This is a genomic window from Bradyrhizobium sp., assembly GCF_019242285.1.
In the GTDB taxonomy this organism is placed as follows: Bacteria; Pseudomonadota; Alphaproteobacteria; order Rhizobiales; family Xanthobacteraceae; genus Bradyrhizobium.
This window is the reverse complement of the sequence record NZ_JAFAVV010000695.1, coordinates 1-2,159: the sequence shown is the minus strand read 5'-3', so window position 1 is coordinate 2,159 and position 2,159 is coordinate 1. Positions and strand designations below refer to the sequence as shown.

Annotated in this window: 2 protein-coding genes; both read left to right on the top strand. The window is 65.9% G+C overall.

Annotated features, from left to right (window positions below; translation table 11 throughout):
• Positions 1–269 (top strand): (2Fe-2S)-binding protein (locus JOY90_RS28005; RefSeq protein ID WP_291694340.1); only part of this gene is annotated, 269 nt, incomplete at its 5' end.
• Positions 270–358: 89 nt separating this feature from the next.
• Positions 359–2,159: xanthine dehydrogenase family protein molybdopterin-binding subunit (locus tag JOY90_RS28000; RefSeq protein WP_291694339.1), on the top strand; the 1,801-nt coding region annotated here is incomplete at its 3' end.

Below are 2,159 nucleotides of genomic sequence, written 5' to 3'. Positions count from 1 at the left end.
TCACGATCGAGGGCATCGCCAAGGGCGACGAGTTGCACCCGATGCAGGCGGCGTTCCGCGACAATCACGGCCTGCAGTGCGGCTATTGCACCCCGGGCATGATCATGTCGGCGATCGACATCGTGCATCGCCATAGCGGCAAGCTCGACGAGCCGACCGTCCGCCATGAGCTCGAAGGCAACATCTGCCGCTGCACCGGCTACCACAACATCGTCAAGGCGGTGCTGGATGCCGCCTCGCGCATGCAGATCGCGCAGGCCGCCGAGTAGCGGCGCCTCGATCGTTCAGTTTTTTCCAAATCCCCGCTGCGTTTCGATGGAAATGGCGGGACAACCAACTCCGGCAGGGAGATCAGGACATGGGTGTTGAAGGCATCGGCGCGAGCGTCGTGCGCAAGGAGGACAAGCGTTTCATTACCGGCAAGGGCCGCTACGTCGACGACGTCAAGCTGGTGGGCATGACATTCGCCCATTTCATCCGCAGCCCCCACGCCCATGCCAGGGTCAAGGGCATCGATTCCGCCGAGGCGATGAAGATGCCGGGCGTGATCGCGGTCTTGACCGGGCAACAGATCGTCGACGACAAGGTCGGCAATCTGATCTGCGGCTGGGCCATCACCTCGAAGGACGGCTCGCCGATGAAGATGGGCGCGTGGCCGGCGATGGCGCCGGAGACCGTGCGCTTCGTCGGACAAGCGGTCGCGGTCGTGATCGCCGAGACCAAGAACCAGGCCCGCGACGCCGCGGAGGCCGTGGTCGTCGATTACCAGGAGCTGCCGGCGCTGACCGACATGCGCGCGGCGATCAAGCCGGGCGCGGTGCAGCTTCACCCGGAGGCGCCGGGCAACGTGGTCTACGACTGGGCGCTCGGCGACGAGGCCGCGGTCAACGCCGCCTTCGCCAAGGCCGCCAATGTGGTGACGCTGGAGCTGACCAACAACCGCCTGGTGCCGAACGCGATGGAGCCGCGCTCGGCGGTGGCCGACTACGACACAGCCGAGGAGCACTTCACGCTCTACACCACCTCGCAGAATCCGCACGTCGCCCGCCTCGTGCTGTCGGCGTTCTACAACATCGCGCCCGAGCACAAGCTCCGCGTGATCGCCCCCGACGTCGGCGGCGGCTTCGGCTCCAAGATCTACATCTATCCGGAGGAGATGGTGGCGCTGTGGGCCTCGAAGAAGGTCGGCCGCCCGGTGAAGTGGACCGCCGACCGCTCGGAAGCCTTCCTGACCGACGCGCACGGCCGCGACCACATCTCCAAGGCCGAGATGGCGTTCGACAAGGACAACAAGATTCTCGGCCTGCGCGTGAAGACCTACGCCAATTTCGGCGCCTACATGTCGCTGTTCTCCTCGGCGGTGCCGACCTATCTCTATGTCACGCTGCTGTCGGGCCAATACGTCATCCCGGCGATCTATGCCGAGGTGATGGGCGTCTACACCAACACCACGCCGGTCGACGCCTATCGCGGCGCGGGCCGGCCCGAGGCGAGCTACCTGCTGGAACGCATGATGGAGACCGCGGCGCGGCAGCTGAAGGTCGATCCGGCCGAGCTGCGCGCCAGGAACTTCATCAACCAGTTCCCGTACCAGACGCCTGTCATCATGGCCTATGACATCGGCGACTTCCACGCCTCGCTCGACGCCGCCAAGAAGGCGATCGACTATGCCGGCTTCGCCGCGCGCAAGGCCAAGGCCAAGCAGGACGGCAAGCTGCGCGGCATCGGCGTCTCCTGCTACATCGAGGCCTGCGGCATCGCGCCCTCCAAGGCGGTCGGCAGTCTCGGCGCCGGCGTCGGCTTGTGGGAATCCGCCGAGGTCCGCGTCAACCCGGTCGGCACCATCGAGGTCCTGACCGGCTCGCACAGCCACGGCCAGGGCCACGAGACGACGTTCTGCCAGCTCGTTGCCGACCGCATCGGCGTGCCGAGCAGCCAGGTCTCGATCGTCCATGGCGATACCGACAAGGTGAAGTTCGGCATGGGCACCTACGGCTCGCGCTCGATCGCGGTCGGCGGCGTCGCCATCGTCAAGGCGATGGAGAAGGTCGAAGCCAAGGCAAAGAAGATCGCGGCGCACGCGCTGGAAGCATCCGAAGGCGACATCATCATCGAGAACGGCGAGTTCAAGGTGACCGGCACCGACAAGTCGATCGCGC